We start from the raw sequence: 23,154 nt of genomic DNA, 5'->3' as shown, positions 1-23,154 counted from the left end.
GCCAGTGGAGAAGAACCCACCGGCCCATTCCCAGACAGCCTCTGTAGAGAGGATCAGTCGGTAGAGGTACTGGAGCCCCCACTGCCGTCATCACTGGAGGTCGCCGCATCCGCCGAATCCGAAGACTCGGTGCTGGCGGCACCACTCATGCCACTCATGTCAGAGGCCGTCGCCGCGGAACTTTCCGGCGCGGTGCTGGCTGCCGTGGCAGAACTCGTATCGGAGCTGGCGGCGGCAGAGGATTCGGTGGTGGCGCTGGAAGAAGCGGCGGCAGTGCTCTCCTCTTTCTTCGCGCAGGCACTGGCCAGGGCAATGACGCCAGCCAGCAGGACCAATCGGGTAACAGGCTTAATTTTGCTCATATCCAACATGCTCACATTCTCCCTGAATGAATGAGGAAGTAATCCCCGCTCAGCAATCTAGCATCATCATCTCTAAGCCTGCAAGAGAGCGAGAATCGGCCTGGAGAGAACCGGGGCTTGGGGCATCGTTACTTGCTCTCCTCATACAATAACGATATAAATATACTAATACACTATGATGTTAGGGGGTTTGTGATGCTTCAAAAATCTCTGCAACAGGATCTGGCGCAGGTACGTCCGATCCGGCTACAGGAGCTGCGCGCGGCCATCCGGCCGGAACGTTATCAACAATCCATCACCCGAGCGCTGCTGGCTTACTTCTTTGACGCCCTGCTCTACCTGGGCGCGATTGCCGGTGCCCTGCTCGCTCCCCATGGATGGCTAAAGCTGGTATTCGGATTGCTGGCCGGTGCAGCCGTCGCCTTCATGTTTGTTTGGGCCCACGATGCGGCGCACGGTGCCCTCTTCCGCAGTCAGCATTTGTCGCGCTGGTTGGGGACGGTTTTTATGCTGCCCTCTTTCAATATGTACCGCCTGTGGGCCTTCGGCCATAACCGCGTGCATCATGGCTTTACCAGTCTGAGTTCGGTTGACTGGATCTGGCGCCCTTGGACCCCTGCCGAATACCGCAAAAGCTCCTGGCCAAGGCGCCTGCTCTACCGTCTGGAGCGCAGCCCCTATGCTTGTGCCTTACACTACATTTTACGCGTCTGGTGGCCAGGCATGCTGCGTTTTCGTGGGGACGGAAAAAATCGCACTGCATTTCGCAATGACAAACTCATTACCCTAGCCTTTTTCCTGGGCTTCTCGGTACTCGCTTGGTGGATTGGGGGAATCTGGTCATGGATCTCGGCGGTACTTCTGCCCTTCATCGTTTTTAACTACTTCATCGCGCTCTTTGTCTTTTTGCATCACACGCACCCCGATCTACCCTTTTTCGCTGAAAAAGAGGATTGGACACCGGCGCTGGGTCAGCTCTATTGCAGCACCATCGTGCGTTGCTCGCGCATCAGCGAGATGCTGATCCACAACATCCTTATCCATACTCCGCACCATGTCGATGCGCGGATCCCTTTCTATCACCTGAAGGGGGCCTATGCCGATCTGCGCGAGCAGTATGGACAATATATCCACGAAATGCGCTTCAGTTTTCGCGCAGTATGGCGAATTTTTGCGCAGTGCCAGCTTTACGATTACGAACAGCATTGCTGGCTGCGTTTCCGCCAGGCGCGCTCGTGGCTTGCAACACAGGAGCAGAATGGCCTGCTGACGCGGGTGATCGATGTCGCCCCGGTGGTCCGCAGGCAAGGGACTGCGCAGGGTTGAAGAGGCTCTACTGGCCGCCGAAATAGTCGCGGTACCAGGCAACGAAGCGTCCAAGCCCCGTCGCCAGGTCTGTGCGCGGGGCGAAATCCACCGTCCGCTGCAATTCGCTGACCTCGGCATAGGTGGCGTGCACGTCGCCATCCTGCATCGGCAGAAGCTCCAGTTCGGCGCTGCGTCCCAGCGCCTCCTCCAGCAGCCGAATAAATTCCAGCAACGCCACGGGCTGATGATTGCCGATGTTGTGAATGCGAAACGGCGCTGCGCTGCTTGCTGGATCTGCCGGCCAACTTTCTTGCGGCGCGGGCGCAAGAGGGAGCAGCCGCGTCACTGCCTCGACGATGTCATCGATATAGGTGAAGTCGCGCTGCATCTGTCCGTGATTGAATACCGGGATCTTTTCTCCGGCCAGGATTTTCTGGGTGAAACTGAAATAGGCCATATCTGGCCGACCCCAGGGGCCGTAGACTGTAAAAAAGCGTAAACCGGTGCAGGGGATGCGGTAGAGGTGGGCATAGCTGTGCGCCATCAACTCGCCTGCCCGCTTGGTCGCGGCGTAGAGACTGACCGGATGATCGACCGGATCATGGGTGCTGTAGGGTAACTGGCTGTTGGCGCCATAGACAGAACTGGAAGAAGCAAAGAGCAGGTGTTGCACCTGCTGCTGCCGACAACCCTCCAGAACATTCAGAAAACCTTGCAGGTTACTGTCCACGTATTCGTGGGGCGCCTTCAGGGAATAGCGAACTCCCGCCTGGGCCGCCAGATTGACCACTGCCGCGAAAGGCAAGCGCGAAAACAGCGCTTCCATACCGGCTCGATCCGCGAGATCGAGTCGTTGAAACTGGAAAGCGGGATGACTTTCCAACTGCGCCAGACGGGCGCGCTTGAGAGCGGGATCATAATAGGCATTGAGGTTATCGATGCCATAGACCGAATACCCCTCCGCGAGTAGGCGACGACTGAGATGAAAGCCGATGAACCCGGCCGCTCCGGTTACCAGAATCCGTCCATCCATGCTCATTCCCTCTCACGCAGCCAGGCCTGATAGCGTCTCACGCCAGCTTCCACATCCAGGAAGGGAGCGGTATAGCCCGCGGCGCGCAATGTTTCGATATCGGCCTGGGTATAACTCTGATATTTGCCATGCAGGGCTTCGGGCATGGGCATGTACGTAATCATTCCTTGCTGTTGCAGTTCGACGAGGGAGCGGGGCGCTTTGCCGGTTTCTGCGTCGATCGTCTGGATGACGGCGAGGGCGACATCATTGAAACTCTGCGCCCGACCCGTTCCGACATTGTAGATGCCAGAATTTGGATGCTCCAAAAAGTGAAAATGGACGGCAACTACGTCGTCCACATGGATGAAATCGCGACGCTGTTCGCCATCCGCATAACCGGCACTACCAGCAAAGAGGCGTACCCTGCCCTCCTGGCGATATTGCCGGGAAAAATGCAGAGCCACCGACGCCATACGTCCCTTATGGAACTCCCGTGGCCCATAGACGTTGAAGAAGCGAAAGCCATGCACCGGTGCCTGTAGGGCGTGCCACTGGGCCCGCAGGTACTGGTCGAACTGAAATTTGCTGAAGGCATAGATATTGAGGGGATCTTCCGCTGCGCGCTCTTCGCGAAAGCGACCGGTCATGCCATACACCGAGGCGCTAGAGGCATAGAGGAACGGTACCCGGTTTTCCTGACACCAATGGAACAGGGCCTTGCTGTGGGCGTAGTTGTTGTCCATGACATAGCGACCATCACTGGCCATGGTGTCGGAACAGGCGCCCTGATGAAAGATGGCGTCGATCTTCCCCAGACGGCCCGCAAGCAGTTCGGGCAGAAAGGCCTCGGCCTCGAAATAATCGCGAATGTCGAGATCGGCGAGGTTGCGAAACTTGTCGGCACGTTGCAAATGATCACTGACCAGAATGTCAGAGATCCCTCGCTGATTGAGGGCGTGTACGAGATTGGCACCGATGAATCCAGCACCGCCAGTAACGATATACATGGGATTGGCCACCTCCTTTGCGCTATGATAGCAAAAACCCTGCTGGAAGGAGCCATGCCTGATCATTCTCTGCTGACGGTCGTTGTTCTGCTCGCCGCCGCAGTACTCACGGTGGCTGCGGCCCGGAAAGTGCGCCTGCCTCCCATCATTTCCTATCTGCTGATGGGGATGCTGCTCGGCCCGCATGCCCTGGCGTTGGTGCCAGACGAGGAACGCATGCGACACCTGGCGGAATTTGGGGTCGTCTTCCTGATGTTCAGTATCGGGCTGGAGTTCAGCTTGGCGCAGTTCATTCGCATGCGTCGCTTGGTTTTTGGCCTCGGCAGCGCGCAGGTGGTGTTAACGGCCATCACCTTCCTTGGTGTTGCCCTACTCATTCCCCTATCGTGGCGGACTGGTGTTGTGCTCGGCGGGATTCTGGCGATGTCGTCCACCGCCATGGTGGTGCGCGCCCTGGCGGATCGTCTGGAAACGCAAAGCCGTCATGGCCGCATTGCCATCAGTATATTGCTGTTCCAGGATCTCGCGGTCATCCCTCTGCTCATTCTCATCCCGGCTCTCGCAGGGTCGCCCAGGGAATTGCCCCATGATTTGGCCATTGCCGGTGCTAAAGCGGTTTTGGCATTGCTGCTGCTGGTGGTCATCGGTCGCCCGCTCGTCAGTCCCTGGTTTGAGTGGGTAGCCGCGCGCAAATCGAATGAGCTTTTCATGCTCAATCTCTTGCTCGTCACCCTCGGGCTGGCCTGGATTACCGAAGCAGCCGGGTTGTCTTTGGCCCTGGGCGCTTTCATCGCCGGCATGCTGCTTGCCGAAACCGCCTATCGCTACCAGGTGGAGGCCGACATCGCTTCCTTCCGGGATATCCTGCTCGGGCTTTTTTTTGTGACCATCGGCATGATGGTCGATGTTCCTGTCTTGATCGAGTATCTACCCTGGGTCTTGCTGGTCCTGGTACTGATCTTCTTTCTCAAGGGCGGCCTAGTGTGGATCATTTGCCGTGTGACTGGCTTTGAGAACGGAGTGGCGCTACGTAGCGCAGTGGTCTTGGCGCAGGCGGGGGAGTTTGGCTTCGTGCTCATTTCGCTCGCCAGCCAGAAAAATCTGCTGCCGCCCGGCGTATTGCAACCGGTGTTGGGTGCGATGCTCCTGTCCATGCTCTTCGCGCCGGTGCTGGTGCAGTACAATGGGGCCATTGCCCGTCTCCTGGCTCCGGGTTACCGTAACCGCCGACAGCAGGATCTGGAAGAAGTCCGGCAGCAGGATCTGCGGGAACATGTCATCATCTGCGGCTATGGTCGCGTGGGGCAGAGCATCGCACGCGTTCTCGAGGATGAGGGGGTTCCCTACTTGGCCCTCGATCTCGACCCTACCCGGGTACGCCAGGCCCAGGCCGCAGGGGAAACCATTTTCTATGGTGACGCCAGTCGCCGCGATCTGCTGGAGGCAGCCGGTATTGGTCACGCCCGTGCCATCGTCATTACCTATGGCAATGTCCAGGAAACCGCCCGCGTGCTTGCCGTCGCCAAGGAGCTGCGGCCGCAGATTCCCAGTGTCGTCCGGGCGCATGACGACAGTCAGATGGCAGCCTTGGAGGCAGCCGGTGCCGATGAGGTCATTCCGGAAGTTACCGAAGGGGCACTCATGCTCGCCTCCCAAACCTTGCTGCAAATCGGCTTTCCGCTTAGTACGGTATTGCGACGAGTGCGGCGTTTCCGGCAGGAACGCTACAGTCTCTTTCGCGGGAATTTTTGGGGCGGCTCAGCACCGGGAGAGGACCAGGAATCGCCACGCCTCTACTCCATCGCTTTGGGCGAGACCGCCTATGCCCTCGGGCGCCGCCTGGGTGACTTAGAGCTGGAAAAACGTGGGGTGCAAGTCGCCGCTGTGCGTCGCTTTGGAATTCGTGGGCGCGAACCTTCGCCAGAAACCAGACTCCGCCGCGGGGACGTTCTGGTACTTTTTGGTTCGCCAGAATCACTGACGGATTCCGAGCGCTTTGTGTTGCATGGGGAGCAGGAGGAGAAAGACGCGAAAGGTGTGGAGGCAGTGTAGGTCGGAAATCACGCAATCGAGAGGAGTTAGCGCTATGCGTTGGAGTTTGTTGGAAATTGCCGGTCGTGCGGAGATCGCCGTCTGGATCGGAGACAATGCCTTTCAGCTGCGGGAATTGGACGGGAATCTAAGCGTAAGCGATGTACTGAGCCGGAGTTCCCGCCTACGCGAGCAACTGGATCATATGCCAACACAATGCGCGCCCATCGATCAGCGCCAGATGCGTTATCTTCCTCCCCTGCTCGGCCAGAAGATTCTTTGTGCCGGACTCAACTATCGCGACCACATTGCCGAGACCGGGAGTGTGGCACCACAGTATCCCAATCTTTTTATTCGGTTTCCCGACTCACTGGTGGGGCACGAGGAGGCCCTGGAGATACCAGACGTCTCGGTGGAGTTCGATTATGAAGTGGAGCTGGCGGTGGTGCTTGGACGGCCTCTCTCTGGCCGGATCAGCCGGGAGCAGGCGTTGGCGGCAGTGTCCGGCTATACCATTTTCAACGATGGCAGCCTGCGAGATCTGCAGTTCCGCAGTAGTCAGTGGACCTTGGGCAAAAACGTGGCGCGCAGTGGTGCCATGGGCCCCTGGGTAGTAAGTGCCGACGATTTACCCGTCGGCGGCGCAGGGCTGCGCCTGCAGACCCGCATTGGTGAGGAAACCCTGCAGGATGGCAATACCGGCGATCTTCTGTTCGATGTGGCGGACTTGCTGGTCGCCACGGCCGCTGCCCTGCCCTTGCGACCTGGCGATGTGTTGGCGACCGGCACGCCGGCGGGGGTGGGCTTCAGCCGCCAGCCGCCGCGCTTTCTGCAGGCTGGCGAGATCTGCGAATTGCAGATCGAGGGCATTGGCACGTTACGTAATCCGATTCGCCATGCTCGGTAATTCCGGTACTACTCCAGGTAGGTGTAGCCTTGCAGACCATCGCGGAAGTCCCGTAAAAAGCCCTCCCGTTCTGCGGCGGGGACACTGCCGGCGCCTGCCAGTTTCTGCTCGAACTGGCGGACGAGTTCCTCGGCAGAAAATTGCACATACTGCAACACCTCGGCCACCGAGTCTCCTGGCACTGCACCTTCCAGGCGCAGGGCGCCATCTTCTTCACAAATCACATTGACGGCATCGGTATCGCCAAAAAGATTGTGCATATCGCCAAGAATCTCCTGGTAGGCGCCCACCAGAAACACCGCCAGATAATAGGGTTCGTCAGCGCGCAACCCATGAACTGGCAGCGTCGGCCCTAAACCATCAGCCGTGACGTAGGCATCAATGCGACCGTCGGAATCACAGGTGATATCCTCCAGGCGCGCGTGCCGCTCCGGGCGTTCGTCCAGGCGGTGTACAGGCATGATCGGGAAAACCTGATCGATCGCCCACACATCCGGTAGCGACTGAAACAGAGAAAAATTGGCAAAATATTTGTCTACCAACTTTTCTTCAAGTTCATCCAGAACTTCACGATGGGCGCGCTTGGCGGGGTCCAACAACGCGCGACAGCGCCACATCAGGTGCGCGTACAGGCGCTCCGCTTGCGCCCGTTGAGCAAGGGTAATCAATCCGAGCTTGAACTCCTGTTGCTCCTCACCAATGCGGAAAAGAGCCTCCTGATAAACCTCCAGGGCAGTATTGGCATCAGGGTGCTGCTGCACGCGATCCAGGAGGCGTCGCCACGGATGATTGGTATCTTCCGGAAGATCATCGGGGGCCAAGGTCTCGCCCGAGGCGCGCTCGACATCGACCACATTGAAGAGCAATACCGCGTGATGGGCGGTGAGGGCCCGACCCGATTCGGAAATGATTCGCGGCTGCGGCAAGTCTTCCTGATGGCAAATTTCCGCCAAGCCTCCTACCACCGCTTGGGCGTAGTCCCCCAGCCGGTAGTTAGTGGAACAGTAGGCCCGCGAGTGGGTGCCTTCGTAATCTACCCCCAGCCCGCCGCCGACATCGACTACCTGCACATCGGCACCCAGATGACGTAATTCCGCGTAGAGCCGCGCGCACTCGCGCATACCCCCGTGAATGAACTGGATATTAGGGATTTGTGAGCCAAGATGAAAATGCAGGAGCTGCAGGCAGTCCAGAGCATCGACGGCGGCGAGCTCGCTGAGGAGCTGCAGGATTTCTGTGGAGGAGAGCCCAAACTTGGATTTTTCGCCCCCCGTATTCTGCCATTTTCCCGCACCTGCCGAAGCCAGACGGGCGCGCACCCCAATGCGGGGGCGCACCTGCAATTCCTTGGCGATGCGCAAAATCAGCGGCAATTCTGCGCTTTTCTCGATCACGAGATAGACCCGCAGGCCCAGACGTTCCCCCATCAACGCCAGACGAATGTATTCGGCGTCTTTATAACCATTGCAGATGACGGTACCACCTACCGGCATCAATGCCAGCACGGTCAGGAGTTCGGGCTTGCTACCGGCTTCCAGACCCAGCTGACCCTGCCCGGCGCGCAGGATCTCTTCCACCACGCGCCGTTGTTGATTTACTTTGATGGGATAGACCGGGGTGTAGGGGGCGACGTAGTTCTCCGGCTGCATTGCCTCCTGGAAGGCAGTTTGCAGGGCTTCAACGCGCTGCTGCAGAATTTGCGGAAAGCGCAGGAGACAGGGTAATCCCAGATTTTGTCCGGAAAGCCGCTGGATGACGTCCACCAGACCGGCGCGGCTGCGGGCCTGCGGGCCATCGGGAGTGACCCAAAGTTGACCGTCTTCCCCCACCTGAAAAAAACCTTCGCCCCAATGGGCTAGATTGTACAGATTGCTCGAGTCTTCCGGCGTCCAGCCCATCGTCCCTTCCTTCATTTGACGCGCACAGTCTAGAAGTTGACAGGCTACGACTCAAGCTCTGTTAGAGCGCCTCATTGGCATAATCCGCGAGACGCGAGCGTTCCCCGCGCCGCAGAGTGATATGACCGCTATGCTCCCATTTCTTGAAACGGTCGACGACATAGGTCAGGCCCGAAGTGGTCTCCGTCAGATAGGGGGTGTCGATCTGGGCGATGTTCCCCAGGCAAACGACCTTGGTTCCAGGACCAGCGCGGGTGATCAGGGTTTTCATTTCCTTGGGGGTAAGGTTCTGTGCCTCGTCAATGATGACGAACTTTTCCAGAAAGGTACGCCCGCGCATGAAGCTCATGGATTTGATACGCAGTCGCTTGCTGATCAGGTCCTGGGTGGCGCTGCGCCCCCAACTGCCTGCCCCCTCGGGACCGCGCGAGAGTATTTCGAGATTGTCTTCGATCGCCCCCATCCAGGGCTGCATCTTTTCCTCTTCGGTACCTGGCAGAAAGCCGATTTCATCACCGACGGGAACCGTCGCCCGGGTGATGATGGCTTCGGCGTAGCGCTTTTCCTCGAAAATCTGCTGCAGTGCCGCAGCCAAAGTCAGCAGGGTCTTGCCCGTACCTGCCGGCCCGAGAATGCTGATGAAGTCGATCTCGGGATCGAGCAGCAGGGCCAAGGCGAAATTCTGCTCGCGGTTGCGCGCACGAATACCCCATACTGCATTCCGTTCCGAGCCGTAATCGGTAATCCTCTCGATAATAGCATGATCGGGAGCCACGCTGCGGACGATGGCGGAAAAGTCTTCGCGCTGCTCACCACCCGGATCCAATTGAATGAACTGGTTGGGATACCAGTGCTCTACCGCCGGGCCACGCAGACGGTAGAAGCTGCGACCATTCTCCTGCCAGGCATCGAGGTCGCGACTGTGGTGCTCCCAGAAGTCCTGAGACAGGACGTCGACACCGGTATAGAGCAGATCGGCATCTTCGAGGGCGCGGTCATTGTGATAATCCTCCACACGAATGCCGAGGGTGCGGCCTTTGATGCGTAAGTTGATATCCTTGCTGACGAGGATGACCTCGCGATCGGGATGCATCCCTTGCAGCGCCAGAGTAACGGCAAGGATCTCATGATCTGCTTTGCCACCCGCCAGATCTTCCGGCAGTGTTGCCTGATAGGCGGCCGTCTGAAAATAGAGTCGTCCCTGCGCATAGGGCAGCGGCAGGCCGATCTCGAGGTCCGCGTCACTGCCGAGCATTTCATCGAGATGTCGACTCACCTGGCGGACGTTACGGGCTTGCTCGCTCAAGCCCTTTTTGTGTTGATCCAGCTCCTCCAGCACAATCATCGGCAGGAGGATGTCGTGTTCCTGAAAGCGGAACAGCGACGCCGGATCGTGCATCAGAACATTGGTATCCAGCACATAGAGCCGCCTTTGTGCTGCCGCAGATCCCGTCGTCATCCGGCGAGCTTCTCGACGATGGCCAGGATCTTTTCAGCGTGACCGGCTGCCTTCACTTTTCGTTCGATGTAGGCAAGCTTTCCCTCGCGATCGATCACAAAGGTGCTGCGCTCGATCCCCAGATAGACCTTGCCGTAGTTCTTCTTTTCCTTGATGACGTCGTACGCCTTGCACAGGGTTTCGTCGGGGTCGGCAAGCAGGGAGAAAGGGAATTCGTATTTGCAAGCAAACTTCAGATGGCTGGCGACACTATCCCGGGATACCCCCAGTATTTCGGCGCCGGCCACCTGAAACTTGGGGTAGAGGGCGGTAAATTCCTGCCCCTCGGTGGTGCAGCCAGGGGTATCATCTTTCGGATAGAAATAGAGCACGACGCTCTTGCCCCGCAGGGAGCTCAGGGCGATATCCTCGTCTCGCTGATTTTTAGCGGTGAATTCTGGAGCAATTTGACCAATTTCGAGGCGTTCGGCCACGGCTTTTCTCCCATTGCGACGTCCTCGTGAATCTAACGCGCTCGCGACGTAGCTGTCCAGTTGCTTTGCTGACAGCGGATGCGCGGGGTACCATGCGGGGATGGAACGAGCGACGGATAATGCAGCGCAAACAGTAGAGGCGGAACGGCGGGTTCGTGCCGCCGGCCAGCGTCCGACCCGTGCCCGCCTGCAAATCCTGCAATCTCTGCTCGATCTGGGGCAACCCGTGAGCCACAGCGAGATTCAGGAACACATCCAAGTACGTTGGGCAGAAAGCATCGACCGTGTCACGCTTTATCGGGGACTGGACTGGCTGGTACAGCATCACCTGACGCATCGCATCACCGCCGATGATCGCGTCTGGCGCTTCAGCGCCATCAATCCGGAGCACCCATCGCATCCCCATTTTCACTGTCTGCGCTGCGGCCAGGTGCTCTGCCTCCCGGAAAGTCAGCTCCCCGCGCCAAAGCTTCCCGCGGAGTATCGCGTGGAAGAGATCGAGGTGGTCGTCAACGGCGTCTGCCCGCACTGCCAACGACAGGATTAGTTGGGTATGGGCACATGAACGAGGATGCCTGCCCTGCCGCCACCATCCAGGTTCAGCTCGCGGCGAGCCAATCCTCCAGCGTCTTCAGATCGACGACGACAGAGGCCCCAGTCTCCCCTCCCTGCAGGATCCTTCCTGGATGCTCCGGCTCTCCGAGCTGATCGAGAACCCGTAATGCCCCGGTAAAGTCTTGTCCCTGGGTATATTCCGTTTGCGTGATCAACACCGGCAGCCCGGCATCGAGCGCCGAGCGCAAACCATTCTCGGAGTCTTCCAGGGCCAGGCAATCGGCGGCCATCAGGTCCAGGCGCTGCAAGACATGCTGATAGATGTCTGGCGCCGGTTTTTTCTGCGGGACGATATCGCCGGCACCGATATAGTCAAAACGATTCCAGCCGCCCTCCCCCAAATTGCTTTGCAACAACGCCGCAACATTATCGGGGGTCGTGGTGGTGGCAATGGCCAAGCGCATCCCTGCCGCGCGTGCGGACTCCAGTAGGCGTTTCACCCCAGGGCGCAAAGGCGCGATACCCTCGGCAATGATTTCTCCGTAGAGGGCGGTTTTGCGCCGGTGAATTTCGCGGATCTCGCTGTCAGTCAGTTGCGGATATTGGGGATGATCCTGCAAAAAGCCACGCAGGCGCTCCTTGCCACCCGTGATCTTGAGATATTTGCCGTAGGTCGGCACATCCCACGCGAAAGGCAGGCCAAACTCGGAAAATGCGCGATTGAAGGCGACGCGATGGGCGTCGCGCTCGGTATCGGCCAGGGTTCCATCGACATCAAAAATGAGGGCACGCAGACGGGGCATGGGGACAACCTCCTGGGGAACGGGTTTATGGGTTTTGACGCCACTCGACTGATCGGTCGGTAGGATATACCGAAATGGGCGGCGTTTGCCAAAGTCAGAAATCTCTGCTACACCATGCGCGATTTTCTCCACATTAAGACAGGAAGACAGACCATGACGGATAGCGCTGCGGCCATCAAAACTAGTAACCCGCAAGAGCTTCAGGCTTTCACCCCGTACCAGCCGGCGGCTGACGAAGAGTACATGAGTGCGGGACAGATCGCCCACTTTCGCAAGATACTGGAAGACTGGCGAAGCGAACTGATGGCGGAAGTCGATCGGACGGTCCAGAACCTGCAGATCGAGAATGTCAACTACTCCGACCCCAATGACCGTGCCAGCCTGGAGACCGATATGGGTCTCGAATTGCGCGCCCGCGACCGCGAGCGCAAGCTGATTCGCAAGATCAACCAGACCCTGGCACGGATCGATGCTGGTGAGTATGGGTACTGCGAGGCTTGCGGCGTGGAAATCGGTCTGCGGCGCCTGGAAGCCCGCCCCACCGCCACCCTCTGCATCGACTGCAAGACGCTGGAAGAAAAGCGTGAGCGGCAAATGGCGCAGGACTGATTCGCAGCTACCCGGGGCTACTTCCGGCAGGCTTTCGCGCAGGTGACGGAGATGCAATGGCGGAGATACAACGACTGCTGACCGAGGAAGATGCTGCCGAATTGCGCAGAGCCCGCGAGCTTCTGGAAAACCCCGGCTTGGCAGCACGTCTTGTGGATCAGCTGGGGGCCCCCATCGAACAGGGGTTGCAACGACTGCCGCAAAAGTGGCACCGCGAGATTGGCCGAATCAGCAAGACGGCGCTGGGCAAGGCTGCCGACGCGGCGCTTTTCACCCTGGATGACGCACCCTTCCGTGCGCCATCTCCGCGTTGGCACCAGGCAGCGGTCGCGGCCTCTGGCGCAGTGGGGGGATTTTTTGGTCTTTCCGCCCTTGCTGTGGAGTTACCCATCTCGACCACGATCATGTTGCGTTCCATCATCGATATCGCCCGCAGTCAGGGAGAATCCATCAGCAGCCCTGCGACCAAAGCCGCCTGTCTGGAGGTCTTCGCCCTCGGGAGCACCAGGCAGGGCACAGATGATGCGGCAGAAACGGGCTACTACGCCGCGCGCATGGCCTTGAGTGGCTTGGTCAGCGAAGTGGGTCGGGCCGGTGCCAGTGGCGCCGGATCATCCGCCAGCGCCGCTCTGTTGGCCTTACTGCGCAAGGTCGCTGAACGCTTTGGTGTAGCGGTGACCGACAAGGCCTTGGCGCAGCTTGTGCCGGCCTTGGGCGCCATTGGCGGCGCCACGATCAACAGCATTTTCATTACGCATTTTCAGGACATGGCGACCGGCCATTTCCTCATCCGCAAGCTGGAACGCAAGTATGGTCAAGCATTCATAGCAGAAGCGTATCAGGCACTAGCCTGATAAATCTTACGCTACGGAACAAGGGTACTCGCTTTCTGTGATGCCTTTTGCGCGCTCTCGCAGCTCATCGGCAGGCCAGTCTCCTCCGATAGGCAGGGAGCCCGAAACAGCCTTCCCGTCCACATGCCGAGAAAGCTTTTGCGCGTTACAATCACCCAGAAAAACGCCAGCAGGATGGTGAAGACGGCTCCCAGGGGTTGGAAAACCCAGAAGCCGGTTTTGTCGGCCAGCAGGTACGTGGCCGCGTTGAACACCCCCAAAGGGAAGGTGAATCCCCACCAACCCATATTGAAAGGCAACCCCTCCCGCAAATAGCGCAGGGTGAAGAAGATCGCCATGCACATCCACCACAGGCCGAAGCCCCACAACAGCAAGGCGATCATGAGACCTGCCATCTGTGCAAAATGGGCCATTTCTGCCAGGACGCCATGAAAACTGGCGAAATCCGCATTACCGAGGGTAATCATGGCCATCGCGCCGGTACCGAGGGGACCCAGGGTCAACCAGCCCGATACAGCCATGTCCTGATGCGGCAGCTTGTGCAGGGTCAGACGTAGCAGCAGGATGGCGAGGATTCCCATGGCGAGCAAGACCGAAATGGCCCACAGTACGTAGCTCATGTAGATCACGTTCTCCGCTGCGGCGGAGGCCAGATGCGGGGCCACCAAACCGCCACTGGCCGCGGTAACCTCCGGTGGCACTATGGGGAGCAGCCAGGCTGCGGTCATCCGCTCCATGCTGTGGCCTTGGCTGGTGAACATAAAATAGGGCACCAGCAGCACCGAAGTGAGAGCGAGGATTACATCCATCCACCAGAAGGCTGTCGCGACGGCCAGGCTCTCGGGACGCAAGGGCCAGATGATGAAAAAACCATTGACGATGGTGGCGAATCCCATGGGGATGGCACCGATGAAAAGAGACTGCACGGGATGATCGAAGAGTTTCTGAAAATCCCGAAAGTAAAATATCGCCCGACTGAGGAAGAGGATACTGAATAGCGCAAAGAAAAAGCTGTTGATGCACCACAGGGCCTTGGCAATCTCCGCTTGTCCCCAGTGACCGTACGGAAAGAGGGCCAGCATCAGGGCCAGGATGCCCGTTCCCATATTGGCAGTGAACCAGTTGGGGGTAAAGTGACGAATCACCTGCCGGATGTCACCGTTTGGTACATTTGAGAGAAAACCCATGACGGAGCACTCCTTACAGATTGGACGGTGACATGTTATGCGCGGTAAAATATCAAATCCAATGCATTAAAGTAATTCATGTGATTATTAAATCTAATTTCATGGAGAGGGCCGCATGGAGCGACGTATCGATCCCAGCCTGCTTCTAATCTGGGCACAAGCCGCACGCGCCGGAAACCTGCATCAGGCAGCCGAACGCCTGTTTCTTACCCAACCGGCCATTTCCCATCGTCTCAAACAGTTGCAGGAGCGTGTGGGGGAGCCTCTCTATCGTCGCACCCATCGTGGTATCAGCCCTACTCCTATGGGCATTGCGCTGTGGCGTATTGGTGAGCACATCGAAGCCGCGTTGGCAGAAGCTGAGTCCCTGTGCGCAGACAGTCAAGGTCTGCTGACGGGTACCGTGCACATGGCTGCCAGTCAAAGTAACGCCGAAGTGTTGTTGCCCCGCTTGCTGGCGGAGTTTCACCGCGACTATCCTGGGATCCACTTGCAGGTTTGCGCGCTCAATAGCCGGCAAGCGCGGCAAAACAAGGATGAATATGATCTGGTCTTTGTAGAAGACGACGTGCAACTGGGAGAGCAAGGGAACTGGCGCTTGGAAATCCTCGTCAAGACCGAGATCGGCCTGATGCTGCCCGGGCAACATCCATGGGCACAGGAAGGCTCGGCGATCCCCTTGCAAGTCTTGGAGGGCAAGGATCTGATCTGGCGGGAACCGGGGTCCGGCATTCGCGAAGCAGTGCAGCAGGCTGCTCGGCGCCTCGACATCGACTTGGCCATTCGCTATGAGTTCAGTGGCCATGCGGCCATCCGCGAAGGTGTTCGTAGCGGTTTGGGTCTCGGATTTTCTTCCTTTTATCGGAGCAATCTCCCGGATGATCTGCGTCTGTTGCACTTCGACCCACCTATCCCGCATCGTCTTGCGGTCCTGTTCCGAGAAGATGCCAATCCGGCCACCCATACCCTGCTGCAAAGCTTGCGCTCGCATCTGCGAGGCGCCGACGCTTGAAACTACCTCCCCTTACCCCGGCAAAGCTATTGCGGCGCTACAAGCGCTTTCTTGCCGACTGTGAGCTGGAAAACGGCGAGGTGGTGCAGGTGCATTGTCCCAACCCCGGCAGCATGCGCAGTTGCGCCGAAGCCGGCCAGCCCGTCCTGTTGTCCTGGCATGCGGATAAAAAACGCAAGCTCCCCTGGACCTGGGAACTCTACTGGAGCGGTGCGAGTTGGGTAACGATCAATACCCAAAGACCCAATGCCGTGGTGGCCGAAGCGCTGCGCGAGCAGCGGATCGTGGAGCTCGCCGGGTATCGCGAGCTACGCCGCGAAGTTGCCTACGGCGAGCATGAACGAGTGGATTTCTGGCTGGGCGATCCCGAGCACGGCGAGGTCTTCGTTGAAGTGAAATCCTGCACCCTGCTGGACGATGAAGGCGTGCTGCGCTTCCCGGATGCCCACAGCCGTCGAGCGCTGCGTCATCTGCAGGCACTGGAAGGGGAGCGATCACGCGGGCATCGTGCCGTCATGCTGTTTTTGCTGGGACGCGAGGATGGTCACGGTTTTGCCCCCGCTGACGCGATCGACCCGAAGTACGGCGCCGCGCTGCGCCAGGCGCGCGAGCGCGGTGTTGAGGTGCTTGCCTACCGAAGCCGAGTCAGGCCTGATAGTATAGAGCTTTGTGACGCGGAACCGCTGCTGTTCTGAGTGAACCGTGCGAAGGAGCCTATATGTTACGCCGAGCCCAAGCCCGTCCCCCGGTAGTGGTCCACAACGCCGAAGAAATCGAAAAAATGCGCGTTGCCGGGCAACTGACCGCCATGGTCCTGAAAATGATTGCCGAGCATGTGCGTCCCGGCATCAGCACGGGGGAACTCGATAAGATCTGTCACGACTATATCGTCAATGATCTGCAGGGGATCCCGGCCCCCCTCCACTACCAGCCCAGCCCAGAGTATCCGCCCTTTCCCAAGTCCGTGTGCATCTCGGTCAATCACGTGATCTGCCACGGTATTCCTGGTGACCGCATTCTCAAAGATGGCGATATTCTCAATATCGATGTCACCGTTATCAAGGATGGCTTTCATGGTGACAGCAGCAAGATGTTCCTGGTGGGGAACGTCCCCCTGAAAGCGCGGCGCGTCGTCGAAGTGGCGCACGAGAGTATGGTGCGTGGCATCGAAGTCGTGCGCCCCGGGGCAACTTTAGGAGATATCGGGCACGCCATTCAGAGTTATGCCGAAGCGCAACATTGTTCGGTCGTGCGTGAATTTTGTGGTCACGGTATTGGCCGCAAATTTCATGATGAACCGCAGATCCTGCATTACGGCGAGCCTGGCAAGGGGCTGGCCCTGCAGGTCGGGCAAACCTTCACCATCGAGCCCATGATCAATGCTGGCAAGCGGCATATTAAGGCCCTTCCCGACGGCTGGACCATCGTCACCAAAGACCACAGCCCTTCGGCGCAGTGGGAACACACGGTTCTGGTGACGGAGACCGGCCATGAGGTACTCACCCAGTTACCGGGAGATTCCCTCTGAGAGCAGCGGCCTTGGCCTCTGACAGCGAGTCGGTGCCTCTCCCCGCCGCTGCAGCTTTGCCGTCGCCTTTTCCCGCTATGGGCAGCACCACGCAGCGCCTGCGCCGTTTTGCGCGGGAAACCGATGCCCTGTTGCAGACCCTCTGGCACCAGTTCGAGCCGCCTGCCGGGCTCAGCCTGATTGCGGTTGGCGGTTATGGACGCGGCGTCCTCTTTCCTTTCTCGGATCTCGATCTGCTGCTCTTGCGCGCGCCCGACTGCGCCGCGGAAGACTTTGTCAGACAACTTCTGACATCTCTCTGGGATCAGGGGCGGCAGGTTGGCGCCTCTTTGCGCACAATAGACGAATCCCTCGAGGCGGCGCGGGACGACTTGACTGTTGCAACCACCTTGCTGGAATGCCGTTTTCTTGCCGGCGACGCAGAGCTCTGGCAGGACCTGCAAGCACAACTGCAGAACAATCCCCCCTGGTCCATCAATGCCTTTTTTGCCGCCAAGGTGGCCGAACAGGAGGCGCGGCATCGTCGTTTCCGTGACACCGCCTACCATCTGGAACCGCAGATCAAAGATGGGCCAGGGGGGCTGCGCGATGTGCACCAGCTGCTTTGGTTTGCCGGGCGCGTTTGGCAACGGCCAGAGCTGGCGATGTTCAAGCGCGTCGACATCCTGGATGCGGCGGACTTGCGCCAGTTGCGCGCGGCCGAGCGTTTTATCGCGCAAGTGCGGGTAGCCATGCATCTGCGTAGCGGACGTGCCGAGGATCGGCTGCGTCTGGAGTTACAGGAAGCCATCGCGAAGGATCTTGGCTTTTCGGCAAAACGCGGCAGAAGTGCGGCGGAGCGTCTGATGCAACGCCTCTATCAGTCCTTTGCCGAAATCCAGAGTTTGGCAGCCATTGTTGAAGAGGCGATTGCGCACTACTTGGCCACGGGAGAATCCCCCGATAGCTCCGTCGATGCCGAGGAGAGTCCAAGTGCGCTGCTACGCCATTGGGGACAACGAGCGAGTGTTGCGGCGGATTTGCCCGCTCAGATGCTGCGCGCCGCTCGGCGCCAAAAAAGAGATTGGAAACCGCAACTGTTTTCCGATCCAGCCTTTCGTCTGGCATTTTTACGGGCCATTATCGAGCCTGTGCGCGCAAGCCGAATGCTGAACTGGTTGCATCGTGCCGGCATACTCGGACGCATCCTTCCCGCTTTCCAGCGGGTCAGCGGGCTAATTCAGCACGATCTGTTTCATGCCTACACCGTCGATCAGCACACCCTCTTCTTGATCGATCAACTTGCGGAGCTCTGGCGCGACGAGGAGACTGGCAGCATTCGCAGAGCCCGGCGCGAAATCGACCAACCTGCCTACCTGATCCTGGCTGGACTTTTTCACGACATAGGCAAAGGTCGCGGGGGGGATCATTCGCGTATCGGGGCACGGGAATGGCGCAGCTTCGCGCGACGGCTGCAGCTCCCGGAAAGCGAGCGCGCTCTGGTCGCCTGGCTCGTGGAAGGGCACCTGCAGATGTCCTCCATCTCGCAGCGACGCGATCTCGACGATCCCGAAATCATTCGCCAGTTTGCCCTCTGGGCGGGTACCCGCAAGCGCCTGGCGCACCTGTTTCTATTGACCGTAGCGGATATGCGGGCTACCAACCCAGAGCTCTGGAATGACTGGAAAGCCAGCCTTCTCTATAAACTTTATGAGCGCGCCGACGCCTTTCTCGCCTCTGATACCGCCCCGGATGATCGCCTGGAAACTGCGCGCCAGCGCATCGAGATATTGGGTCGAGATTTTCCCTCCATGCAACGCGAACGACTGGAGCGGTTGTGGCGCGCCCTGCCGGTAGGGTACTTTCTCCGCTACGATAGCGAAGAGCTGCTTTGGCAGGCTCGACAGATCCTGCAAAGAGACGAAGAGTATCACGTCGCCATCCGGCGCCATCCCCACCAGGGAGAGCAAATTTTCCTTTTCGGTCCCGACCGGCCAGGTTTGTTTCAGGATATTGCCGCACTCCTCGATCGTCATTCCCTGGCAGTTCTGGAAGCACGGATCGATACCAGCGACAACGGTCTCGTGCTGGATACCTTTCACGTACTCGACGAAACACGCGCCTTTCAGCGTTCGGCGGCGGCCCATGATGAGCTGGCGACGGAGCTCCGCAACATGCTGCATCTGGGGGTAATCAGCCAACCCCACTTTGGGCTGCGCCACCGCGATGCGCGCCATCGTTTTTTTGCCGGCATTCCGCTGCAACTGCATCTGGATAATGATGCACTTCCGGACGACACCTTGCTGGAAGTGCAGGCCTGTGACCAGATGGGATTGCTCTATACCGTTGGTGCGGTAATTGCGGGTCTCGGGTTCAGCGTCGTTGCCGCAAAGGTTTCTACCTTTGGTGAGCGTGTGGAGGACACCTTTTTCATCCGTAATGAACAAGGGGAAAAATTGCGCCGCCGGGAGCGTCAACTCTTGCTGGCAACCCTAGAACAGCGACTGAACGACAAATTTCCTTCGGAGAGGGCGAAAGTTCATTGATCTCCCAGTTTTTACCCGCAGCACAACGTCTACCTGATCGCTGTCTCGCCCTGGCAGGAATGCTCCGTGCTGCGCTCGAGGTGCAGGAAGCAGCGCGGCGCGGACGTAGCGATAATCACCTGTTGCTGCTCAGCGTGCAGAGCATTTTGGCGATCGACGCGCAGGACAGCATTGCTGCCCTGGCAGGCCTTGAAGGATTGCAGCGCGCCCTGCAGGCCCTCTGCCCATTGCTGCATCGGGGTCCGGCACAGGCGGAGGAAGCAGAACTCTTGCGCTATACCCTCTCGCTAGCCAAGTTGAGCGGCCGCCTGCTGGCGCAGCCAAAGGCCCTGGATCGCGTGCAACGGGGCATAGAGCAGGCGCGACGCCAAGTCGATCATTTTGGCGAGCTGCTGCATCCCAGTGTCCTGGCCGGTCTGGCCGACACCTATGCCGAGGGTATCGGTACCCTCTCGCCGCGCATCATTGTGTCCGGCGAAAGCCGTTTTCTCACCCGCGACGAAGATACCGCCCGCATTCGCACCCTTCTCCTCGGGGGAATCCGTGCCGGCGTGCTGTGGCGTCAGGCGGGAGGCAGGATCTGGAGCACGCTGCTCGAACGGGGAAAACTCTGCGAATGCAGCCGCGACTACCTGCGTCAGTTACCCGGCCGCTCCTGACCGGCTCCATAGGCACAACGTCTGCGTAACGGACATTGGCTGCAAAATGGGCGGCGCGGTCGACAAATATTTTTGCCCAGTTCCACAAGCAAGGCGTGTAATTCATTGCGCATTGCGACATCGCCAGGTACCAGAGCCGACTCGATGTCCCGCTGTAACTCTGCGTACGTCACCCGCTCTGTGCACCAGCCCAGACGGCTGGCGATGCGCTTGGTATAGGCATCGACAACCATGATCGGCAGTTGGAGCGCGTAGAGCAGAATGGAGTCGGCGGTTTCCTCCCCGACCCCATGCACCTGCAGCAATTTCCTGCGCAAATTGGCAAGAGCCCCTCTCTCCCGCAGGGATTCCGGCAGTTCGGCACAGCCCTCTTCCTGCAAAAAGGCACACAGGGCCCGCAGGCGGCGAGCCTTTACCCGATAATAGCCGGAGGGATGCAGACAGGACTCCAGATTCGCGTCATTGCTGGCGAGAATCTTCTCGACGCCCATCAGGTCGGCAGCCTGCAAGCGGGCAATCGCCTTCTCCACATTCGACCACGCCGTATTCTGCGTCAGGATGGCACCGACCATTACCTCGAAGGGTGTTTTGGCAGGCCACCAGTGTTGCACTCCCCAACGATCCAGCAATTGACGGTACAGCCATTGCCAATCGTTTACCGAAGCCGTCATCGCCGGGGTGGCATCCGCCGACCGCGTGCCGTACCAGAAGGGCTCCCCGGCGCGTGTTTTGCGGGTAGGTCGTCTTTTTCCTGCCAATCGATCTCTGCAAAAAGCGCCGCACGCTCCTCCTCTGGCAACTCCTCGAAGTACCCACTCTTCAAATGCCTGGGCATTTCGATAGGACCATAGCGCACGCGGATCAGACGGCTCACCGCCAGATTCAGGGCACTGAACATACGCCGCACCTCGCGATTGCGGCCCTCCTCCAGCGTGACATGATACCAGTGATTTGCCCCTTCCCCGCCGGCATCTTCGATCTGCAGAAATTTGGCGGGACCGTCTTCCAGCTCCACGCCGCTGAGCAGTTGGTCTATCTGCTGGTCCGATAGCCGGCCGAGCACACGCACCGCATATTCCCGCTGCAGCCCATAGCGCGGATGCATCAGCCGATTGGCCAGATCTCCATCATTGCTGAGGAGGAGCAGACCCTCGGAATTCAGATCCAGCCTGCCGATCGAGACCCAGCGGCTGGCGCGCAGGCGTGGTAGGCGGTCAAAGACCGAGGGCCGGCCCTCGGGGTCACGCCGACTGCAGATCTCCCCAGCCGGTTTGTGGTAGCGCAAGATCCGCAGCCGTCCCTGCGTCCAGGCGGGAATCTGCAGCGGCTTGCCATCCACCAGGATTTGCGCGTTCGCGTCTACGCGATCGCCCAGTTTGGCAAGCTGCCCATTAACGCTGACGCGACCGGCGGCAATCCATTCTTCCAAAGCCCGGCGCGAGCCGAGGCCATAGCGTGCCAGCACCTTTTGCAACTTCTCATCCATTTGGCTGCCTCCCGGCAGTAACAAAACGGCCCCACCGAGCTGGTGGGGCCGATACTGGCGACGTCAGCGTGCCTCAGGAAGCCTTGCGCTGCTCGACTTCTGTCTCTTCCTTGAGGCGGGTGATACCCATCATCTTGAAGAGCACACGCTCGTAGAAGGGCTCGGAGACCCCCATCTTCATCTTGCGGATGAAGTACTTCTCGAAGGCGACCTTGGCCAGATGTACCCAACGCCCGTAGGCGAAAATGTCCACCTTGCGCGGCTTGATCTGCGGCAGCGCCACAAAGGCAGCGCCACGATCACCCATGTCCGCAAAGCAGACGGCATTCCAGGTACCCATGGTCTTGTCGCCCACGCGGCCTTCGATGTCCGCCTTGATGTTGTACACCGAGGCGCTGACCATGGACTCGATCATATAACCGGTCTTGGGAGCGCCAGTCGGTACCGGGGTCGCTTCCACGGGCGGAATGGCGATGGCAATGCCGACGGCGTAGATGTTGGAGTATTTCTTGCTGCGCTGGTTGTCATCGACAATGACAAAGCCGCCCGGATTGCAGAGTCCTTCGACATTGGCAACCGCAGGAATGCCGCGGAAAGCGGGGATCATCATGCCAAACTTCACCGGCAGGGTGAATTCCTTGACGGTCTCGCCCTTGTCGTTGACCTGGGTGATGAACATTTCGCCATTCTCGACCTTGCTCACCTTGCAGTTGGTGTAGGCCTTGATGCCCTCCTCTTCCAGCCCTTTGGTAAGGATGCCGGTGGAATCACCAACCCCAGAGATACCCAGATGACCAATGTAGGGCTCGCTCGTAACAAACGAGAAGGAGGGCACCTTGTCGCGCATCCCGCGCTTCTTGAGGTCGGAAGCGACAATCATGGCGTACTCGTACGCAGGACCGAAGCAGCTGGCACCAGCCATGGCACCGATGACGATGGGGCCGGGATTTTCGAGCAGTTCTTGGTACTTGCCATAGGCGAGTTCCGCATGATCGGTAGTGCAGACAGACTGCACGGGTCCTTCATGCGGGTCAGAACCCGGGACCAGCTCAAAGGCCAAACGTGGTCCGGTGGCGATCATCAGATAGTCGTAATGCACCGAGCTACCATCCGCCAAGGTAATGGTCTGCGCTTCGGCGTCGATCTTTTCCGCATTCTTGGCGATGAACTTGATGCCACGGCGTTCTACATAGGGCCGAATGGGAAAGGTAATGTCTTCGCGCTTAGACCAGCCCACGCCCAGCCACGGGTTGGACGGCACGAACTGAAAGTAGTCGTTGGTGCTGATCAATGTAACTTCGTGGCCCGCTCCCAGAGCGTGCTTCATCTCATACGCGGCAGGCATTCCGCCCGTGCCTGCGCCCAAAATCACCACATGTGCCATGGTCTTGCTCCTCAAGTTTCTGCCCAATGCAAACGCCGATAATGTCGGCAAAGATTTTCTACTGTTAGCTTACCGGGAAACTATCAATCAGC

At 58.9% G+C, this 23,154-nt stretch carries 22 protein-coding genes; 11 read left to right on the top strand and 11 right to left on the bottom strand.

Annotated features, from left to right (window positions below):
* Nucleotides 1-53 precede the first annotated feature (53 nt).
* Nucleotides 54-362 carry a hypothetical protein gene (locus ACQAYK_RS06445; RefSeq protein ID WP_226826880.1) on the bottom strand — a complete coding sequence of 103 codons (309 nt, stop codon included), beginning with the start codon at nt 360-362 and terminating at the stop codon, nt 54-56.
* A 195-nt stretch (nt 363-557) separates the two neighbouring features.
* On the opposite strand from ACQAYK_RS06445, the gene ACQAYK_RS06440 reads away from it, so the two are divergent.
* Nucleotides 558-1,688: a fatty acid desaturase gene (locus ACQAYK_RS06440; protein WP_215873234.1), complete on the top strand. Its 1,131-nt coding sequence runs from the start codon at nt 558-560 to the stop codon at nt 1,686-1,688.
* Nucleotides 1,689-1,695: 7 nt separating this feature from the next.
* Here the strand turns inward: ACQAYK_RS06440 and ACQAYK_RS06435 are convergent, their stop codons facing one another.
* Nucleotides 1,696-2,703 (bottom strand): NAD-dependent epimerase, encoded by a 1,008-nt coding sequence (locus tag ACQAYK_RS06435; RefSeq protein ID WP_215873235.1) that lies wholly within the window; start codon nt 2,701-2,703, stop codon nt 1,696-1,698.
* 2 nt (nt 2,704-2,705) lie between these two features.
* Complete coding sequence (gene rfaD, locus ACQAYK_RS06430) at nt 2,706-3,692, bottom strand: ADP-glyceromanno-heptose 6-epimerase (protein WP_215873236.1); 987 nt, start codon at nt 3,690-3,692, stop codon at nt 2,706-2,708.
* Between the two features lie 54 nt (nt 3,693-3,746).
* Between rfaD and ACQAYK_RS06425 the strand changes: the two genes are divergently transcribed.
* Nucleotides 3,747-5,744, top strand: coding sequence for a monovalent cation:proton antiporter family protein (locus ACQAYK_RS06425; RefSeq protein WP_215873237.1), 1,998 nt, complete (start codon nt 3,747-3,749; stop codon nt 5,742-5,744).
* A 34-nt stretch (nt 5,745-5,778) separates the two neighbouring features.
* Nucleotides 5,779-6,630, top strand: a complete 852-nt coding sequence (locus ACQAYK_RS06420; protein WP_215873238.1) for a fumarylacetoacetate hydrolase family protein — start codon at nt 5,779-5,781, stop codon at nt 6,628-6,630.
* A gap of 8 nt (nt 6,631-6,638) precedes the next feature.
* Here the strand turns inward: ACQAYK_RS06420 and speA are convergent, their stop codons facing one another.
* The 3 genes from speA to ACQAYK_RS06405 all read right to left on the bottom strand — a co-directional run bounded on the left by speA (nt 6,639) and on the right by ACQAYK_RS06405 (nt 10,460).
* Complete coding sequence (gene speA / locus ACQAYK_RS06415; protein WP_215873239.1) at nt 6,639-8,528, bottom strand: biosynthetic arginine decarboxylase; 1,890 nt, start codon at nt 8,526-8,528, stop codon at nt 6,639-6,641.
* A 61-nt stretch (nt 8,529-8,589) separates the two neighbouring features.
* Nucleotides 8,590-9,987, bottom strand: coding sequence for a PhoH family protein (locus ACQAYK_RS06410; RefSeq protein WP_215873240.1), 1,398 nt, complete (start codon nt 9,985-9,987; stop codon nt 8,590-8,592).
* The gene (locus ACQAYK_RS06405) at nt 9,984-10,460 is read right to left on the bottom strand and encodes a peroxiredoxin (protein WP_215873241.1); all 477 of its coding nucleotides are present in this window, start codon (nt 10,458-10,460) and stop codon (nt 9,984-9,986) included. Before ACQAYK_RS06405 ends, ACQAYK_RS06410 begins: the two co-directional genes overlap by 4 nt.
* Nucleotides 10,461-10,560: 100 nt before the next feature.
* Between ACQAYK_RS06405 and ACQAYK_RS06400 the strand changes: the two genes are divergently transcribed.
* Nucleotides 10,561-11,007, top strand: a complete 447-nt coding sequence (locus tag ACQAYK_RS06400) for a Fur family transcriptional regulator (RefSeq protein WP_215873242.1) — start codon at nt 10,561-10,563, stop codon at nt 11,005-11,007.
* 52 nt (nt 11,008-11,059) lie between these two features.
* Here the strand turns inward: ACQAYK_RS06400 and ACQAYK_RS06395 are convergent, their stop codons facing one another.
* Nucleotides 11,060-11,818, bottom strand: coding sequence for an HAD-IA family hydrolase (locus tag ACQAYK_RS06395; protein WP_215873243.1), 759 nt, complete (start codon nt 11,816-11,818; stop codon nt 11,060-11,062).
* Nucleotides 11,819-11,971: 153 nt separating this feature from the next.
* Here ACQAYK_RS06395 and dksA point away from each other — a divergent pair, with 153 nt between their 5' ends.
* Both dksA and ACQAYK_RS06385 read left to right on the top strand, forming a co-directional pair.
* Nucleotides 11,972-12,427 (top strand): RNA polymerase-binding protein DksA, encoded by a 456-nt coding sequence (dksA, locus tag ACQAYK_RS06390; protein ID WP_215873244.1) that lies wholly within the window; start codon nt 11,972-11,974, stop codon nt 12,425-12,427.
* Nucleotides 12,428-12,483: 56 nt separating this feature from the next.
* Nucleotides 12,484-13,281: an EcsC family protein gene (locus ACQAYK_RS06385; RefSeq protein ID WP_215873245.1), complete on the top strand. Its 798-nt coding sequence runs from the start codon at nt 12,484-12,486 to the stop codon at nt 13,279-13,281.
* Between the two features lie 11 nt (nt 13,282-13,292).
* On the opposite strand, the gene ACQAYK_RS06380 is transcribed toward ACQAYK_RS06385, so the two are convergent.
* Nucleotides 13,293-14,468: a TDT family transporter gene (locus tag ACQAYK_RS06380; RefSeq protein ID WP_215873246.1), complete on the bottom strand. Its 1,176-nt coding sequence runs from the start codon at nt 14,466-14,468 to the stop codon at nt 13,293-13,295.
* A 115-nt stretch (nt 14,469-14,583) separates the two neighbouring features.
* Here ACQAYK_RS06380 and ACQAYK_RS06375 point away from each other — a divergent pair, with 115 nt between their 5' ends.
* The 5 genes from ACQAYK_RS06375 to hflD are packed head-to-tail and all read left to right on the top strand — an operon-like array spanning nt 14,584 to nt 20,192.
* The gene (locus ACQAYK_RS06375) at nt 14,584-15,480 is read left to right on the top strand and encodes a LysR family transcriptional regulator (RefSeq protein WP_215873247.1); all 897 of its coding nucleotides are present in this window, start codon (nt 14,584-14,586) and stop codon (nt 15,478-15,480) included.
* Nucleotides 15,477-16,175: a DNA/RNA nuclease SfsA gene (gene sfsA, locus ACQAYK_RS06370; RefSeq protein ID WP_215873248.1), complete on the top strand. Its 699-nt coding sequence runs from the start codon at nt 15,477-15,479 to the stop codon at nt 16,173-16,175. The genes ACQAYK_RS06375 and sfsA overlap by 4 nt, the downstream gene beginning before the upstream one ends.
* A 23-nt stretch (nt 16,176-16,198) precedes the next feature.
* Nucleotides 16,199-17,008 carry a type I methionyl aminopeptidase gene (map, locus tag ACQAYK_RS06365; RefSeq protein ID WP_215873249.1) on the top strand — a complete coding sequence of 270 codons (810 nt, stop codon included), beginning with the start codon at nt 16,199-16,201 and terminating at the stop codon, nt 17,006-17,008.
* 11 nt (nt 17,009-17,019) lie between these two features.
* Complete coding sequence (locus ACQAYK_RS06360; protein ID WP_215873250.1) at nt 17,020-19,533, top strand: bifunctional uridylyltransferase/uridylyl-removing protein GlnD; 2,514 nt, start codon at nt 17,020-17,022, stop codon at nt 19,531-19,533.
* Nucleotides 19,530-20,192, top strand: a complete 663-nt coding sequence (gene hflD, locus ACQAYK_RS06355) for a high frequency lysogenization protein HflD (protein ID WP_215873251.1) — start codon at nt 19,530-19,532, stop codon at nt 20,190-20,192. Before ACQAYK_RS06360 ends, hflD begins: the two co-directional genes overlap by 4 nt.
* Here hflD and ACQAYK_RS06350 read toward each other — a convergent pair.
* The 3 genes from ACQAYK_RS06350 to ACQAYK_RS06340 form a co-directional block, all read right to left on the bottom strand.
* On the bottom strand, nt 20,171-20,863 hold the full coding sequence (locus ACQAYK_RS06350; RefSeq protein WP_215873252.1) for an endonuclease III domain-containing protein: 693 nt from the start codon (nt 20,861-20,863) through the stop codon (nt 20,171-20,173). The two genes, hflD and ACQAYK_RS06350, sit on opposite strands and share 22 nt — an antisense overlap.
* On the bottom strand, nt 20,860-21,678 hold the full coding sequence (rluB, locus tag ACQAYK_RS06345) for a 23S rRNA pseudouridine(2605) synthase RluB (RefSeq protein WP_215873253.1): 819 nt from the start codon (nt 21,676-21,678) through the stop codon (nt 20,860-20,862). Before rluB ends, ACQAYK_RS06350 begins: the two co-directional genes overlap by 4 nt.
* Nucleotides 21,679-21,751: 73 nt before the next feature.
* On the bottom strand, nt 21,752-23,062 hold the full coding sequence (locus tag ACQAYK_RS06340; protein ID WP_215873254.1) for an NAD(P)/FAD-dependent oxidoreductase: 1,311 nt from the start codon (nt 23,060-23,062) through the stop codon (nt 21,752-21,754).
* Between the last annotated feature and the right edge of the window lie 92 nt (nt 23,063-23,154).

The organism is Acidithiobacillus sp. AC3 (assembly GCF_050261095.1).
GTDB classification, from domain to species: domain Bacteria; phylum Pseudomonadota; class Gammaproteobacteria; order Acidithiobacillales; family Acidithiobacillaceae; genus Igneacidithiobacillus; species Igneacidithiobacillus copahuensis.
This window is presented reverse-complemented; position numbering and strand designations above follow the sequence as displayed.

Bases quoted from the DNA above. Each gene is read 5' to 3' on its own strand.
- rfaD (WP_215873236.1), bottom strand. From the start codon at position 3,692: ATGTATATCGTTACTGGCGGTGCTGGATTCATCGGTGCCAATCTCGTA.
- ACQAYK_RS06440 (WP_215873234.1), top strand. From the start codon at position 558: ATGCTTCAAAAATCTCTGCAACAGGATCTGGCGCAGGTACGTCCGATC.
- dksA (WP_215873244.1), top strand. From the start codon at position 11,972: ATGACGGATAGCGCTGCGGCCATCAAAACTAGTAACCCGCAAGAGCTT.
- map (WP_215873249.1), top strand. From the start codon at position 16,199: ATGTTACGCCGAGCCCAAGCCCGTCCCCCGGTAGTGGTCCACAACGCC.
- ACQAYK_RS06375 (WP_215873247.1), top strand. From the start codon at position 14,584: ATGGAGCGACGTATCGATCCCAGCCTGCTTCTAATCTGGGCACAAGCC.
- ACQAYK_RS06425 (WP_215873237.1), top strand. From the start codon at position 3,747: ATGCCTGATCATTCTCTGCTGACGGTCGTTGTTCTGCTCGCCGCCGCA.
- ACQAYK_RS06400 (WP_215873242.1), top strand. From the start codon at position 10,561: ATGGAACGAGCGACGGATAATGCAGCGCAAACAGTAGAGGCGGAACGG.
- ACQAYK_RS06340 (WP_215873254.1), bottom strand. From the start codon at position 23,062: ATGGCACATGTGGTGATTTTGGGCGCAGGCACGGGCGGAATGCCTGCC.
- ACQAYK_RS06380 (WP_215873246.1), bottom strand. From the start codon at position 14,468: ATGGGTTTTCTCTCAAATGTACCAAACGGTGACATCCGGCAGGTGATT.
- ACQAYK_RS06385 (WP_215873245.1), top strand. From the start codon at position 12,484: ATGGCGGAGATACAACGACTGCTGACCGAGGAAGATGCTGCCGAATTG.
- ACQAYK_RS06410 (WP_215873240.1), bottom strand. From the start codon at position 9,987: ATGACGACGGGATCTGCGGCAGCACAAAGGCGGCTCTATGTGCTGGAT.
- ACQAYK_RS06350 (WP_215873252.1), bottom strand. From the start codon at position 20,863: ATGACGGCTTCGGTAAACGATTGGCAATGGCTGTACCGTCAATTGCTG.
- ACQAYK_RS06420 (WP_215873238.1), top strand. From the start codon at position 5,779: ATGCGTTGGAGTTTGTTGGAAATTGCCGGTCGTGCGGAGATCGCCGTC.
- ACQAYK_RS06435 (WP_215873235.1), bottom strand. From the start codon at position 2,703: ATGGATGGACGGATTCTGGTAACCGGAGCGGCCGGGTTCATCGGCTTT.
- speA (WP_215873239.1), bottom strand. From the start codon at position 8,528: ATGGGCTGGACGCCGGAAGACTCGAGCAATCTGTACAATCTAGCCCAT.
- ACQAYK_RS06445 (WP_226826880.1), bottom strand. From the start codon at position 362: ATGAGCAAAATTAAGCCTGTTACCCGATTGGTCCTGCTGGCTGGCGTC.
- rluB (WP_215873253.1), bottom strand. From the start codon at position 21,678: ATGGATGAGAAGTTGCAAAAGGTGCTGGCACGCTATGGCCTCGGCTCG.
- ACQAYK_RS06395 (WP_215873243.1), bottom strand. From the start codon at position 11,818: ATGCCCCGTCTGCGTGCCCTCATTTTTGATGTCGATGGAACCCTGGCC.